Origin of the sequence: Parvibaculum sp. (assembly GCF_040882025.1) — a bacterium.
In the GTDB taxonomy this organism is placed as follows: Bacteria; Pseudomonadota; Alphaproteobacteria; order Parvibaculales; family Parvibaculaceae; genus Parvibaculum.
In genome coordinates this window covers 25124-39615 of sequence record NZ_JBBECC010000037.1, presented here as the reverse complement: position 1 = coordinate 39615, position 14492 = coordinate 25124, and the positions used below count along the sequence as shown (strand labels likewise).

14 protein-coding genes and 1 tRNA gene are annotated in these 14492 nt (G+C 63.0%); 5 read left to right on the top strand and 10 right to left on the bottom strand.

What is annotated here, in order from left to right; all coding sequences use genetic code 11:
• From WEB61_RS02600 to WEB61_RS02585, 4 genes are all read left to right on the top strand, one after another.
• Positions 1-527 (top strand): Asd/ArgC dimerization domain-containing protein (locus WEB61_RS02600; RefSeq protein ID WP_368062770.1); only part of this gene is annotated, 527 nt, incomplete at its 5' end.
• Positions 528-633: 106 nt separating this feature from the next.
• The gene (locus WEB61_RS02595) at positions 634-1440 is read left to right on the top strand and encodes a helix-turn-helix domain-containing protein (protein WP_368062769.1); all 807 of its coding nucleotides are present in this window, start codon (positions 634-636) and stop codon (positions 1438-1440) included.
• On the top strand, positions 1424-1822 hold the full coding sequence (locus tag WEB61_RS02590; RefSeq protein WP_368062768.1) for a VOC family protein: 399 nt from the start codon (positions 1424-1426) through the stop codon (positions 1820-1822). Before WEB61_RS02595 ends, WEB61_RS02590 begins: the two co-directional genes overlap by 17 nt.
• A gap of 31 nt (positions 1823-1853) precedes the next feature.
• Positions 1854-2297, top strand: a complete 444-nt coding sequence (locus tag WEB61_RS02585; RefSeq protein WP_368062767.1) for a hypothetical protein — start codon at positions 1854-1856, stop codon at positions 2295-2297.
• 12 nt (positions 2298-2309) lie between these two features.
• On the opposite strand, the gene guaA is transcribed toward WEB61_RS02585, so the two are convergent.
• The 6 genes from guaA to WEB61_RS02555 form a co-directional block, all read right to left on the bottom strand.
• Positions 2310-3860, bottom strand: a complete 1551-nt coding sequence (gene guaA, locus WEB61_RS02580) for a glutamine-hydrolyzing GMP synthase (RefSeq protein WP_368062766.1) — start codon at positions 3858-3860, stop codon at positions 2310-2312.
• Between the two features lie 9 nt (positions 3861-3869).
• Entirely contained in the window at positions 3870-4355 is a 486-nt protein-coding gene (locus WEB61_RS02575) for a tetratricopeptide repeat protein (protein ID WP_368062765.1), read from the bottom strand.
• A gap of 83 nt (positions 4356-4438) precedes the next feature.
• On the bottom strand, positions 4439-5740 hold the full coding sequence (locus WEB61_RS02570) for an RsmB/NOP family class I SAM-dependent RNA methyltransferase (RefSeq protein WP_368062764.1): 1302 nt from the start codon (positions 5738-5740) through the stop codon (positions 4439-4441).
• 28 nt (positions 5741-5768) lie between these two features.
• On the bottom strand, positions 5769-7229 hold the full coding sequence (gene guaB / locus WEB61_RS02565; RefSeq protein WP_368062763.1) for an IMP dehydrogenase: 1461 nt from the start codon (positions 7227-7229) through the stop codon (positions 5769-5771).
• A 104-nt stretch (positions 7230-7333) separates the two neighbouring features.
• The gene (locus WEB61_RS02560) at positions 7334-8092 is read right to left on the bottom strand and encodes an RlmE family RNA methyltransferase (protein WP_368062762.1); all 759 of its coding nucleotides are present in this window, start codon (positions 8090-8092) and stop codon (positions 7334-7336) included.
• A 1-nt stretch (position 8093) separates the two neighbouring features.
• Positions 8094-9404 (bottom strand): Ppx/GppA phosphatase family protein, encoded by a 1311-nt coding sequence (locus tag WEB61_RS02555; protein ID WP_368062761.1) that lies wholly within the window; start codon positions 9402-9404, stop codon positions 8094-8096.
• Between the two features lie 294 nt (positions 9405-9698).
• Between WEB61_RS02555 and WEB61_RS02550 the strand changes: the two genes are divergently transcribed.
• Positions 9699-9772 (top strand) — tRNA-Gln (locus WEB61_RS02550).
• A 39-nt stretch (positions 9773-9811) separates the two neighbouring features.
• Here the strand turns inward: WEB61_RS02550 and WEB61_RS02545 are convergent.
• The 4 genes from WEB61_RS02545 to WEB61_RS02530 all read right to left on the bottom strand — a co-directional run bounded on the left by WEB61_RS02545 (position 9812) and on the right by WEB61_RS02530 (position 14383).
• The gene (locus tag WEB61_RS02545; protein WP_368062760.1) at positions 9812-11620 is read right to left on the bottom strand and encodes a flavin-containing monooxygenase; all 1809 of its coding nucleotides are present in this window, start codon (positions 11618-11620) and stop codon (positions 9812-9814) included.
• A 156-nt stretch (positions 11621-11776) separates the two neighbouring features.
• Positions 11777-12724, bottom strand: a complete 948-nt coding sequence (locus WEB61_RS02540) for a cation diffusion facilitator family transporter (RefSeq protein ID WP_368062759.1) — start codon at positions 12722-12724, stop codon at positions 11777-11779.
• Positions 12721-13212 (bottom strand): substrate-binding periplasmic protein, encoded by a 492-nt coding sequence (locus WEB61_RS02535; RefSeq protein WP_368062758.1) that lies wholly within the window; start codon positions 13210-13212, stop codon positions 12721-12723. The genes WEB61_RS02540 and WEB61_RS02535 overlap by 4 nt, the downstream gene beginning before the upstream one ends.
• Before the next feature lie 103 nt (positions 13213-13315).
• Positions 13316-14383 carry a TRAP transporter substrate-binding protein gene (locus WEB61_RS02530; RefSeq protein ID WP_368062757.1) on the bottom strand — a complete coding sequence of 356 codons (1068 nt, stop codon included), beginning with the start codon at positions 14381-14383 and terminating at the stop codon, positions 13316-13318.
• Positions 14384-14492: the final 109 nt, after the last annotated feature.

Below are 14492 nucleotides of genomic sequence, written 5' to 3'. Positions count from 1 at the left end.
CGGCGGCGATGGAAGAGCTCGAAGAAGCGACGCGCGCTTTCCTGAAGGGCGAGCCTTTCGAGCAGAAGATCATCCCGCATCCCTACCCTTTCAACGTCTTCAGCCACAACTCGAAGGTCGACCCGGAGACGGGCTACAACGAGGAGGAGCTGAAGATGGTGAAGGAGACGAAGAAGATCTTCGCCGATCCCGATATTCGCGTGACGGCAACCTGCGTGCGCGTGCCGGTGCTGCGGGCGCATTCCGAAGCCATCGACTTCGAATGCGAGAAGCCGATCACGCCGGCTCAGGTGCGCGAGATTCTTTCCTCCGCGCCGGGCATCAAGATCGTCGACGACGTGGCCGGAAACTATTTCCCGATGCCGAAGGATGCGTCCGGCAAGGACGACATCCTGGTCGGCCGCATAAGGCAGGACATTTCCGATCCGAGCGGGCGCTCGATCGCGATGTTCGTCGCAGGCGATCAACTCCTCAAGGGTGCGGCGCTCAACGCGGTGCAGATCGGCGAGATTCTCGTCAAACAGTAAGCGGAACCGGTCTCAATCCTGCCGGACGACCCGGGATCGGCGCGGCTGCAATAAATTACATCAATTTCTCTTGATATATCAAATAAAATTGATGTATATTTAATATATGACCACGCAGCCACTTCATCCCGACACCGCTCCCCCCGCATTCCTGCAACTGGCGGGGCATCCCTTGCGCTGGCGCCTGCTGGGCGAACTTGCCCGGAGCGACCGCATCGTACTTGAGCTGACCGAATTGGTCGGCGAGCCCCAGAACCTGGTCTCGTACCATCTGGGCAAGCTGCGAGATGGCGGGCTGGTTTCCGCACGGCGCAGCTCCGCCGATCGCCGGGACACATATTACGGGTTGGAACTGGACCGTATCGGTTACCTGTTGTCGGCCGCCGGCGGAGCGCTCCACCCCGGCCTTCGTCTCACCCCGCCCTCGCGCGACCGCACTTCGATAGGCAAGGTAAAGGTGTTGTTCCTCTGCACCGGCAACAGCGCGCGGTCGCAGATGGCTGAGGCGCTGGCGCGCGTACAGTCTGGCGGAGCCATTGAGGCGTACAGCGCCGGCAGCAACCCCAAGCCCCTGCATCCCAACGCGGTGCGGGTGATGCGTGACGAATATGACCTCGACATCGCCGGTTACACCTCAAAGCATCTGGATGCGTTCGCAGACCAGCGTTTCGACCGGGTGATCAGCCTGTGCGACCGGGTGCGCGAGGTGTGTCCCCCTTTCCCCGGCCATCCGGAGACCATCCACTGGAGCATCGCCAATCCCGCGACCGGCGAGACCGATGACGTCATCTACCCCCTGTTCCAGCAAACGGCCGCCGAGATTGCGACGCGCATCGAGTTTCTGCTCGCCACGCTTGCCGATCGGACACCCAGCCCAAAAAAGCCAAGGAGTAGCCATGACCGACCCCAATGACATGGTGAGTGTCCGCTACATGGTCGATGACGTTGAGGAAGCGGTCGCCTTCTACACAAAGTTTCTCGGCTTCGAAGTTCTGACGAGCTTTCCCGCATTCGCCGATGTCGCGCGCGGCAAGCTGCGGCTGCTGCTCAGCGGGCCAGCGAGCTCCGCAGGCCGTCCCATGCCCGATGGCGCCAGGCCGGGACCCGGCGGCTGGAACCGCATCCATCTCATCGTCGACGACATCGAAGCCGAAGTCGGACGTCTCCGCGACGCCGGCGCTCCGTTTCGCAACGACATCCTCGAAGGACCGGGCGGCAAGCAGATCCTGCTCCAGGACCCCTCCGGCAATGTCGTCGAGCTCTTTCAGCCCGCCGCCTCCAACCCGGCACGGTGAGCCCCGCAAATTGATCGGAAAGGGAAGCGAGATGAATACAGGCAAGTACGACGTGGCTGTCCGCCCTCCGCGCCTGACCGATGCGAGTGGGCCGAATCGCAACCTGCGGCGATCATGGAGTGTCATCACGACTTTTCTTGCGGCCGTTATCTTCGCCGAGGCGGTCTTCGCGGGCGCGATGTTGTCGGGTTACGGTTGGGCACGCACGGCGCATCTGGCGAATGCAGGCCTACTGATTGCCTCGACCATCGCTGCCGGACTCGTCGCCGTCGTCACCCTCCGCCGTATCCCGCATGGACCGAGACTCGGTTTGATCCTGTTGTTGCTGGCCGCGGTGGTTTTCCTCCAGACCGCGATAGGAAAATCCGCCGCAAATGGCACCAACCTTATGTGGGTCCACGTTCCCCTCGGCGTCGCATTGGTCGGTTTCGCCGCGCAAGCCGTAGCCGGCGCTCGCAGATTGGGCGAGGAATGACGCGCGAGCGCTTCATTCCCACTCAATTGTCCCGGGCGGTTTCGAGGTGACGTCGTAAACGACGCGGTTGATGCCGCGGACTTCGTTGATGATGCGGGTCGAGACGTGGCCCAGGAAATCGTGGCTGAAGGGGTAGTAGTCGGCCGTCATGCCGTCGATCGAGGTGACGGCGCGAAGCGCGCAGACATAATCGTAGGTGCGCTCGTCACCCATGACGCCGACGGTGCGCACAGGCAGCAGCACCGCGAAAGCCTGCCAGATCGTGTCGTAGAGGCCGGCTTTGCGGATTTCGTCGAGATAGATCACATCGGCCTTGCGCAGAATGTCGAGCTTCTCGCGGGTGATTTCGCCGGGAACGCGGATCGCGAGCCCCGGTCCGGGGAACGGGTGGCGACCGACGAATTCTTCCGGCAGGCCGAGTTCGCGGCCGAGAATGCGTACCTCGTCCTTGAAGAGTTCCCGCAACGGTTCGACAAGCTGCATGTTCATGCGCTCGGGCAGACCGCCGACATTGTGGTGGCTCTTGATCGTGACCGAGGGACCACCGGCGAAGGAAACGCTTTCGATCACGTCCGGGTAGAGCGTGCCCTGGGCGAGGAAATCGGCGCCGCCGATCTTTTTTGCTTCCTCCTCGAAAACGTCGATGAAGGTCGCGCCGATAATCTTGCGCTTTTTTTCCGGGTCGGAGACGCCATCGAGCTTGCCGAGGAAAAGGTCGGTCGCGTCACGGTTGACGAGCGGGATGTTGTAGTGGTGGCGGAAGAGATTGACCACCTGATCGGCCTCGCCGGCACGCATCATGCCGGTGTCGACGAAAACGCATTGCAGCTGGTCGCCAATGGCCTCGTGCAGAAGCACGGCAACCACGGATGAATCGACGCCGCCCGAAAGGCCGCAGATCACTTTGCCCTTGCCGACCTGCGCGCGGACCTTGGCTATTTCGGTTTCCCTGAACGCCGCCATCGTCCAGCCACCCTTGCAGCCGGCAATCCTGTGCGTGAAATTTTTCAGCATCGCCGCGCCGCGCGGCGTGTGCATCACTTCGGGATGGAACTGCACACCGTAGAAGCGGCGGCTTTCATCCGCTATGGCGGCAAAAGGTGCATTGCGGCTGACAGCGATGGTCTTGAAGCCCGGGGGCAGCGCAACGACGCGATCGCCATGGCTCATCCAGACCGGCTCGCTCTCACCTGCCTGCAACAGGCCTTCGAAGAGCGGACTGTCTTCCAGCACCTCGATGACGGCGCGGCCGAACTCACGCTCGTCGGAGCTCTCGACCTTGCCGCCGAGTTGCGCGCACATGGTCTGCTCGCCGTAGCAGATGCCGAGAACGGGAATACCGGCCGTAAACACCCATTCCGGCGCGCGGGGCGTGCCGATGCCGGTCACGCTGGCCGGGCCGCCCGACAGAATGACGGCCTTCGGCGCGAAGAGCTTGTCGAGGCCGTCAGCCTTGTTGAAGGGAACGATCTCGGAATAGATGCCGCTTTCGCGCACGCGCCGCGCGATCAACTGCGTTACCTGGCTGCCAAAATCGATAATGAGAATGCGGTCTTCGGTCATCGTCCATCTTCAAGGTTCGAGGGGCGCGGCGGGCCCGGATGAGAGCACGCGGGCGAGCTCTTGCGTTTGTTCGCAGGTTTCGCAATGGAAGCGCAGGACGCGGAGCCGTTGCTCCGCCGCCGTGCGATTGCCTTCCGCCAAGTCGAGTTGCGCGATGCGGTTCAACGCATCGGGCTCGGTGGGATCGATAACAAGCGCTATACCGTAATATTTCCGGGCAAGCCGCTTATCACTCATCGACTGATGAACGCCGCCGAGATGCGCATAGGCGCGGGCGTTGGCGGGATTAGCTGCGACGGCGCGTTCGAGAAACCGCTGCGCGGTGGCGAGGTCGCCTCTGGCGGCGATTTCGATGCCGCGCTCGGCGAGTTCAACGGAATTGCGCGCGGACACCGCATCGACGGCAAGCGCCACGCCGGGCAACAGCGCCAGCAGCAGCACGAGCGCCGCAGGGGGTGAAAATCGGAACAGGTTTCGGGCAGAAGCGGCGAGCATATGTCCGGGCTTTCGGGGGGCGCGTGATCCGGTAGACCATCCTTCCCGAAATCCGTCAAGCCTTCCGCCGTAGCGCAGCATTCTCAGCTCTCCCGCCGCAGAACGGCGATGAAAAAACCATCCGTGCCCGTGCTGGCGGGCGTCAACCGAAGGGCGCTGCCGTCGCCGATTCCGGGCGGCGGCGCGGCGGTATCCTCCGGCCAAATTGAGCGCCATGGCACCTCAGCGAAGCCGCCATGAGATGCCAGAAACGCCTCGACCTGCTTTTCGTTCTCGGAGGGCAGAAGCGAACAGGTGACATAGACGAGGCGGCCGCCGGGCCGGATCAGCCGGGCGGCGCGCGCCAGTACTTCGGTTTGCGCAGCGTGGTAGCCGGCCAGTACTTCGGATGTGAGACGCCAGCGCGCGTCGGGGTTCCGCCGCCAGGCACCGGTGCCGCTGCAGGGGGCGTCGACCAGCACGCAATCCATGCGGGCCTCGAGGTCGGCGAGATCGCTATCCGGCGCGTCGGGCGCGAAGGGACCGAGCACGCGAATCTGGATGTTGCGAATGCCGGCGCGCTGCGCACGCGGCATCAGTTTTCCGAGACGCCTGCTGTCGGTGTCGCAGGCATGGACCTGACCGCGATTGCGCATCATCGCGGCCAATGCCAGCGACTTTCCGCCCCCTCCCGCACAAAGATCGACCACCTGCTCGCCGGGCTTCACACCAGCAGCCAGACAGGCAAGCTGCGAGCCTTCGTCCTGCAATTCGATCAGGCCATCGCGAAAGCTCGCAAGACCCAGAATATTGGCGCGGCCGACAAGGCGCAGACCCCAAGGCGAGAGCGGCGTCTGTTCAGTAGCAACATTTTCGTCGGCGAGCACCGAGGCGGCCCGGTCGCGCGTGGCTTTCAAAACGTTGACGCGGAGATCAGTCGGCGCGCGTTCCATCAGCGCGGCCAACTCGGCTTCGAGCGACGGGCCGAGTGCGGCTTCGAATTCGGGATGCAGCCACTCGGGATAGTTGAGCCTGATCCACGAGGGCGCATCGGGACCCGGCAAGACGGCCGCGCCGAGCGCGGCCCTCTCTTCGGCTGTCAGGGACGCGGGCGCATGAGGTGTTCCGTCGGCACGTGCGGCGGCGGCGTCCGCGCCCTCCCCCTGCAACAGCGCGACGGCGGTGAAAGCGAGCAGGCGAGCCCCATCCGAACCAATGGCTGCGGCGAGCTGGGCTCGGTGGCGCAGCACGGAGAAAACGAGGTCGCTGACGGCCACCCGATCCTTCGAGCCGGCGAAGCGGCTCGAACGCGCCCAGGCGTCGAAGGCCCGGTCGGCCGGTTGCCGCGTTTCAAAAATGCCGGCGAGAATGCCGATGGCCGATTGCAGGCGTGCGCCGGGCGTCATTTCGGGTTCCCGGTGTCGCTGCGCGCGATCAGCTGATGCCGCCCGGATAGTTGGGCGCCTCGCGCGTGATGGTTACGTCGTGGACATGGCTTTCGCGCAGGCTTGCCGAAGAGATGCGGACGAACTCGGCATTCTTCTGGAAATCGGCGATGGTGGCGTTGCCGGTGTAGCCCATCGCCGCGCGCAAGCCGCCGACAAGCTGGTGGATGATGCCACCTACCGGGCCCTTGTAGGGCACCTGGCCTTCGATGCCTTCCGGCACAAGTTTCAGCGAATCCTTCACATCTTGCTGGAAGTAGCGATCGGCCGAGCCGACCGCCATGGCACCGACGGAGCCCATACCGCGATATGACTTGTAGGACCGGCCCTGGAACAGGAAGACCTCGCCGGGGCTTTCCTCGGTGCCGGCAAAGAGAGAACCGAGCATCGCGCAATCGGCACCAGCCGCTATCGCCTTCGCCAGATCGCCGGAGAACTTGATACCGCCGTCGGCGATGACGGGCGTGTTGGTCTTCTGCGCCGCTTCGGCCACATCCATGATGGCCGTCAGCTGCGGAACACCGACGCCGGCCACGATGCGCGTGGTGCAGATGGAGCCGGGGCCGATGCCCACCTTCACGGCGTCTGCGCCGGCATCGATCAGCGCGCGCGCCGCATCGGCGGTGGCGACATTGCCGGCGATCACCTGCGTCGCGTTGGAAATCTTCTTGATGCGCTCGACGGCTTCCGAGACACGCGCGGAATGTCCGTGCGCCGTGTCGACGACGATGACGTCGGCACCAGCGGCCATCAACGCTTCGGAGCGGGCGAAACCCTCGTCGCCGACAGTCGTTGCGGCCGCGACACGGAGACGACCCTGCTCGTCCTTGGCTGCATTGGGGTGAAGCTGCGCCTTCTCGATGTCATTGACGGTGATGAGGCCAATGCAGCGATAAGCCTCATCGACGACAAGAAGCTTTTCGATGCGATGCTTGTGCAGCAAGCGCTTGGCATCTTCCTGGCTGACGCCGTCCGTCACCGTGACGAGGCTCTCCTTGGTCATCAGGTTGCGCACGGGCTCGGCCAGATTGGTGGCGAAACGCACATCGCGGTTGGTGAGAATGCCGGCGAGCTTGCCCGATTCCTCGACCACAGGGATGCCCGTGATGCCATGATGCTTCATCAGCGCGAAGGCATCGGCCAGCGTCGCGTCCGGACCGATGGTGACCGGGTTCACGACCATACCGCTTTCGAACTTCTTGACCTGGCGCACGTGCTCGGCCTGTGCGTCGGGGTCCATGTTTCGATGAAGCACACCAATGCCGCCGGCCTGCGCTAAAGCGATAGCGAGGCGCGCCTCCGTGACGGTGTCCATGGCGGCGGAGACGATGGGGATGCCGAGCGCAATCGACCGCGTCAGTCGCGTTTTCGTATTGGCCTGACTTGGGAGAACCGTGGAAGCGGCAGGGAGCAGGAGAACGTCGTCGAACGTCAGCGCTTCACGGATCATACTGCCAACCTTTACCTTGGCCCCGATGCGGGGACACACCCTATCGTGTGTTGGCGCTGGCTTTTAACATCTATATCGGGGAATGGAAAGGCAGTTTTGGGGCGTTATTCGAGGTCTACCGAATCGCTTGCGGAACGCCCCTTAAAGCCTTGGGCCAGCACATACATCTCGGCCGAATCAGCGCGGCTCGCCTTGGGTTTCACATGGCGGACGGTCTGGAAATGGCGCTTCAGGAGGGTCAGAAGTTCGTTTTCGGTGCCGCCGCGCAGCACCTTGGCAAGGAAGGTTCCGCCAGGCGCCAGCACCTCGACCGCGAATTGGGCGGCGATCTCGCAGAGCGACATGATGCGCATGTGGTCGGTCTGTTTGTGGCCGGTCGTCGGCGCGGCCATATCGGACAGCACGACATCGGCCTCGCCCGCCAGCAGTTCCTTCACGCGGGCGTCAGCGCCTTCGTCGAGGAAGTCGAGCCGGAGGATGGTGGCGCCCGGCACGGGATCCATTTCGAGGTAGTCGAGGCCGATGACGCGGCCCTGCTTGTTGCCGGCCATGCCTTGCGCGTTGACGCGAGCAACGGCGACCTGGCTCCAGCCGCCAGGCGCGCAACCGAGATCGACCACATGGCCGCCCGGCTTCAGAAAGCGGTACTTGTCGTCGATCTCCGCCAGCTTGAAGGCGGCGCGCGAACGATAGCCCTCGCGCTTCGCCGCATGGACGTAGGGATCGTTCAATTGCCGCTGCAGCCAGCGCGTCGACGAATTGCTGCGCTTGCGCGCGGTCTTGACGCGCACCTTGAGCGCGCGCGCACCGCTGCCGACGCTCTTTCCGCCCTTGCCACCGCCACTCTTGCTTCCGTCGACCATATTACTCCACCTCTGCAGACTGCGCCGCCATGTCGTTCGCCCGTTTGGCATTGCGGCGGCGCCTGCGGCGACGGCGGCGTCCGCGACGCGCATCGCTCTCGATCAACGACATCAATATGCCCTCACGCAGGCCGCGATCGGCCACGCGCAACCGTTCGGCAGGCCATGCGCGGGCGATCGCTTCGAAAATAGCGCAACCCGCGAGTACAAGATCAGCCCGTTCGCCGCCCACGCAAGGATGCGCTGCGCGTTCGCCGTAACTCATGCCAAGGAGCGATTGCGTGACCCGGTGAACGTCGGCGGGTGAAATCCAGATGCCGTCCACACGCGTTCGGTCGTAGCGCTCAAGGCCGAGATGAACGCCGGCGATGGTGGTGACGGTACCGGAAGTACCAAGGAGATGAAAACCGCCTTGCCCTGCATCCATGCCGCGAACCCGCATCAGGAAGGGGGCGAGCCGTTCGCCGACCTCGGCAACCATGCGTTCGTAAAGATCGACCGGCACATCGACACCGCCATGATGCTCGGCCAATGTGACCACACCGCAGGGCAACGAAATCCAGTCTCCGATCACAGGCCGGCTTCTCGTTTCTCCATCCTGCATCCGTAACCAGATCAATTCCGTCGAACCGCCACCGATGTCGAAGACCAGTGCCGATGAACAACGAGGGTCGAGCAGCGGCGCGCAACCGGCAACCGCCAGGCGCGCTTCGTCTTCGGTCGAGACGATCTCGAGCGAAAGGCCGGTTTCTCGTTTTACGCGCTCGATGAAAGCGTCGCTGTTCGATGCCGTGCGGCAGGCGGCCGTGGCAATCGTCCAGGTACGTGTAACCCCGCGCCGCGCCATCTTGTCAGCACATATTTTCAGCGCTTCTATCGCGCGCGTCATTGCGGCGTCGCTCAAGGCGCCCGTGCGGGCAAGGCCCTCGCCCAGCCGCACAATGCGCGAGTAGGCGTCGACGACCTTGAAACCTTCGGCGCTCCGGCGCGCGATCAATAGCCGGCAATTGTTGGTGCCGAGGTCGAGCGCCGCATAGAGCGCATCGGCCGCCGATCGACCGGCGGACGATTTGCGTGGATGAGCGATCGCAGATTGCTTCGGCTGCCCGGCGTCCTCCTCCTGGCGCCTGGCGCGACGCCCACGGCGGCGGCGGCGCTTTGGCACCGTTTCACCGCCGCCATGTCGCGGATCGCTGGCGACATGCCCCTGCTTTGTCTCCGGCGCGTCGGTGACTGGATTGGCGACCTCGGCAGCACCCTCCCCGGAGGGCTGGCGCGGCGCGGACAGGCCCTTTTCAACGGCGACGGCCAAATCGAGGCCGCCGGAACCGCCGTCAGCTTCTGGGCACACGGTTTTCAGACCCGGGAAGCGGCGAGGTCTCGCTTGCGCGCACCGCGCTTCCGACCGGATTCCCTGTTCTTTCAGTTAAATTCAGTGTAGCAGGCTGAGCCACACGGTAAAGCGCATGGACAGCGGCCATGCAGGCGGCGTCAGAGTGTTGACGGATGAAGGTCCGCCGACTAGGTTTCGCGCGCGCAGCCAAGGCGCATGCCGCTCTCGATTCTTCGCTGGAAATGGCGGAAATCAGGGCTTCGCTCGGTGCTTTGGGGGATCGTCTAACGGTAGGACTGCAGACTCTGACTCTGCCTATCTAGGTTCGAATCCTAGTCCCCCAGCCAGCCAGTCAGCTGACCTCCAGTTCACGTGTGCGTCTCGTCCTATTGCAACTCCAGTCCCGGCATGCCGCCCTTGGCGCGCCAGTCCTCAAGTATCTTGATGAAAGCGATCGAACCACCGCCATAGAAGCCATTGCGGATGGCGAGGTCGGAGGGCTTGCCTTCGTTATTATAATAGCCAGGCGTGCATTCCTCGAGGAAGCGACGGTTGAATACCGACGCCTTGACGACGGCATCCACCCATTCGTTCTCGGCTTCTTCCGCCACTTCGACGACGCGCGCCTGACGATCGATGCACTCCTTGACAATGTAGGCAAGGTGTTTCGACTGCTCGTTGAGCATGTGCGGAAAGTTGGCGGTGAAGCCCGACTGCGAATTGCTCACGATGAAACAGTTGGGGAAGCCGCGCGTGTGCATGCCGTGGAGGGTCGAGATGCCGTCCTGCCACTTCTCGGTGAGGGAGAGGCCGTCGCGGCCGTAGATCTCGAAGCCGGCGCGGCGGGTGTAGCTGGTGCCAACCTCGAAGCCCGTCGCATAGATCAGGCAGTCGATTTCGAATTCCTGGCCATTGGCGAAGATCGAGTGCTCGCCGATGCGTTCGACGCCGCGCCCTAGCGTATCGATCAGGTGGACATTCGGGCGGTTGAAGGTTTCGAGATATTCGTCGTGGAAGCAGGGGCGCTTGCAGAACTGGTTGTACCAGGGCTTCAGCGCCTCGGCCTTGGCGGGATTCGCGACCACGGTTTCGACGCGCTTGCGGATCGATTCCATTTTTTGGAAGTCGGCGAGCTGAACCATTTCGGCCATGTCGGCCGGCGAGCGATCACCGGTGTTCTTGCGCGCCATCATCAAAAGATTGCCGATGATGTCGGTCCAGCCGTCGTTGACGAGGTCCTCTTCCTGATAGCCGCCGGAGACCAGCGTGTTGAAATTGTCCATGCGGTGCTGCTGCCAGCCATCGGGCAGGCTTTTCGCCCATTTCGGATCGGTCGGACGGTTGTTGCGCACGTCGATGGATGAGGGTGTGCGCTGGAAGACGTAGAGTTCCTTCGCGTGAGCGCCGAGATGCGGCACGCATTGCACCGCCGTCGCGCCAGTGCCGATAATACCGACGCGCTTGTCCTTCAGGCCGTCGAGACCGCCATTGCAATCGCCACCGGTATATTCGTAGTCCCAACGGCTGGTGTGGAAGGAATGACCCTTGAAGCTTTCGATGCCGGGGATGCCGGGTAGCTTCGGCCGGTGGAGCGGGCCGCTTGCCGTCACCACGAAGCGCGCCTTGATGGCGTCGCCGCGATTGGTGCGAACGATCCAGCGCGCAATGCCGTCGTCCCAGTGAAGCGCGGTGGCTTCTGTCTGGAACAGCGCATCGCGATAGAGGTCGAAATGCCGGCCGATGGCGCGGCTGTGTTCGAGAATCTCGGCAGCCTTCGAATATTTCTCAACCGGCATGTAGCCGACCTCTTCGAGGAGCGGCAGATAGATATAGGATTCAATATCGCAAGCCGCACCCGGATAGCGGTTCCAGTACCAGGTGCCGCCGAAGTCGCCGCCCTTCTCGATCATGCGGATGCTTTCGACGCCAGCCTCGTGCAGGCGCGCACCAGCCAGCAGGCCGCCGAAGCCGCCGCCGACGACCACGACATCGACCTCGTCCGTCAGCGGTTCACGTGCAAAACCCGGTTCGACATAGGGGTCTTCGAGATAATGCGCGAACTTGCCCTTGATCTCGACATATTGCTCGTTGGCGTCGGCACGCAGACGCTTGTCGCGCTCGGCACGATACTTCTCTTTCAGGGCCGCCGGATCGAAACCGAGCTCTGCCTGGTCGCCATTCGTATTCCCGGCCATCCGACCCTCCTCTGGTGTCCCTTTGAATCGCCTGCTCGCGAGCAGGCGCCGCATGCCAAATCGCGCGCCGCGCCGGCCAAACGATAATACGCATTTACTATCTGTCAAAGCCCGCGATCGCAGGCAGGCGGCCTGTCACCGCTGACCCGACGGAAATCAGATCGTGCCCGGCCGGACCGGCATCACCGAGATGTCGTAGAGCCGCCAGTCGCTGTCCTCCACGGCCTTGCGCACCCGGTCCACACAATCGACCACGGCGGCATCACTTCGAAGCTCGACATAGACGATGCCGGTCAGCAAATGTCCTTCCTCGCGCAGCTTCACATCCGCTCTTGCGACGCCGTCGACGCCGGCCGCGGCATCGCGCGCGACGCGAATTGCCGGATGCACCGCGTCACCGCGAACCGTGTGTGGAATCCTGTCGGCAAGGTCGCCCATCGCCCGCATACTGTGGCGGACACCATCTCGCACGATGTCGACCGATATGAAAAGCGCTGCCACGGCGTCCGCCCACCAGAAGCCGAAGCCGACACCCGCAATGCCGACGATGGCGCCTGTTCCCGTCATCCAGTCCGCCTTCTGGATCGCGGCATCGGCAAGAAGCGGCTTGTCGTGTATCTCGCGCGCGATCGGCATTTTCAGGCGGCCGAGTATGACCGGCGGCACCGTGCTGTAGAACAACGCGGCCATCATCAGCCAGCCGCCCCACACTTCACAGCCGAAGACCGACATCAGGCCAATGGTCGGGTGTTCTTGCTCAACGAGCTTTGCCGCGCTTTCGACGAGTACATAACAGCCAACCACCAGAATGGCGGTTGCGCCGACAAGATGAGCGATTGAAACCGCACGATAGTAGCCGAGCGGGAAGCGCGTCGTCGGCTTGCGCTGTTCGACGGCGGAGGCGACGAGATAAGCTGTTGCCGGGATCAGGCTCAGCACATCCTCGATCCATGCCGTGCGCATTGCCTGTGAATTGCCGAGGACGAAATAGAGAACAATGACGGCCGTTCCCATCGAGCCGAGCGTTGCCCACTCAAGCACGATCGCGCGACGGCGGAGCTTCGCCTTGTCTTCGGGCCAGACGAAAGGCGCGCGAACTCTCATTTGGCGGCCTCCTGGAATTCCGCCACCACTCTGGGACCATGCTGCGCCATGAAGCGGTCGACAGCTATGAGCCAGGCGTTCTCGCCGCCAGGCACCGCCACCACATGTTTTTTGTCCGGGACATAAGGCCGCGTGAATCCGACTTTCGCGACCCACGGATCGGTCTCAAGAAGCCCCCCCACAACCAGGTCGAGCCTGTGTTCCTTCAGCGCATGAAGCGCCTGCGAACCCGTACCATCCGCCCATTCCACATGCGCATTGAGCGATGCGGCCAAGTCCTCGACAAGGCGAACCTCAATGCCGGAAGGCCTTCCCTCCTCGCGCATGGCCCATGGAGGGTTTTCCATGAGGCCGGCGCGAAGCGTGCCGCCGCGAACGCGGTCGAATGTACCTTCAGGATCCTTGGGATAGTCGTCACACGCGGCGATCGAGCAGAAGAGAGCCGCTACGAGGAAATGTGCAAGTACGCGCCTCGTTCTCGCCTTCATCGCAAGCGTTTCCGTTTCACACGGGGCGCCGGAAAAAAGCGGGCTCCATCTTCAGGGCGATATACCGTCTGATGGAGCCCGCGTTCCAACCGTCGAACCAAGGCTAGCCGTAGCGATAGGGCGCACCGGCCTTGCGCATCGTGTCAGCGTAGTTCTTCAGAATCTGGACGATCTTGGCGTTGCGCGGACTCTTCTGGGCAATCTCGTCCCAGAACTTCAGCGCCTCGTCTTCGACCGTTTTCCACTCCGCTTCGGGTATGGTCGTCAGTTCGAGCTTGCCGCCGGTCGTGCGATAATGCGCCTCGCCCCACCAGTACCAGTGCTGACGATAATAGTGAGAGCTGTCCATGGAAAGCTTGAAGAGCGTTTTCAGATGCTCAGGCAGCGCTTCCCATTTCTCGGTGTTGGCGATGTAGGACCCCGCCCAGGCACCGGAAATGTTGTTGGTGAGATAGTATTTCGTGATGTCGGCCCAACCGACCGTGTAGGTCTCGGTGGCACCACACCAGGCGACGCCGTCGAGTTCGCCGGTCTGGATCGCCACTTCGATGTCTTCCCACGGCAGCGTCACCGGCACGACGCCGAAACGCTGCAGGAACGTGCCGCCCGTCGGGAAGGTGAAGACGCGCAGGCCTTTCAGGTCTTCGAGCGAACGGATCGGCTTGTTGGTGACGAAGTTGCACGGGTCCCATGCGCCGGCGCTGAGCCAGGTGACACCCGGCACTTCGGCATAGGCTTCCTCCCAGAGCTCGCGTAGGCCGTACCACTCCCACAGCACCGGCACGTCGAGACCGTAGCGCGAGGCGAAGGGGAAGTAGGCACCGAAGACCGAAACGTCCACGGGTGAGGCCATGCTGTCGTCGTCGCTTTGCGCGGCGTCGATCGTGCCGTTCTGTACGGCGCGGAAAAGTTCGCCCTGCGGCACCAGTTGGTCGGCGTAGAAGAGTTCGATTTCCATTTCGCCGTTGGCGGCCTTGTTGAACTCGTCGATCGATGGCTTGATGACGTGTTCGGCAAGCGAGGCACCTGCATAAGTCTGCATGCGCCATTTAATCGGGCTCTGCGCCTTCACATAGGGCGCGGCCAGTGTCGTCGCGCCGGCGGCGGCGACCGTCGCCACACCGGCCTTTTTCAGAAAGTCGCGTTTGTTCAGTTTCGTGCGGTCGTTCATCTCGATTGGCTCCCTATCCACTGGAATGTTCCGGGTTGCGCCCGATGAACATCGGGCGCCAATCCGCTCGAATGAAGAAGTCCGTCCACGGTCCTGTTTCGATCTCTTT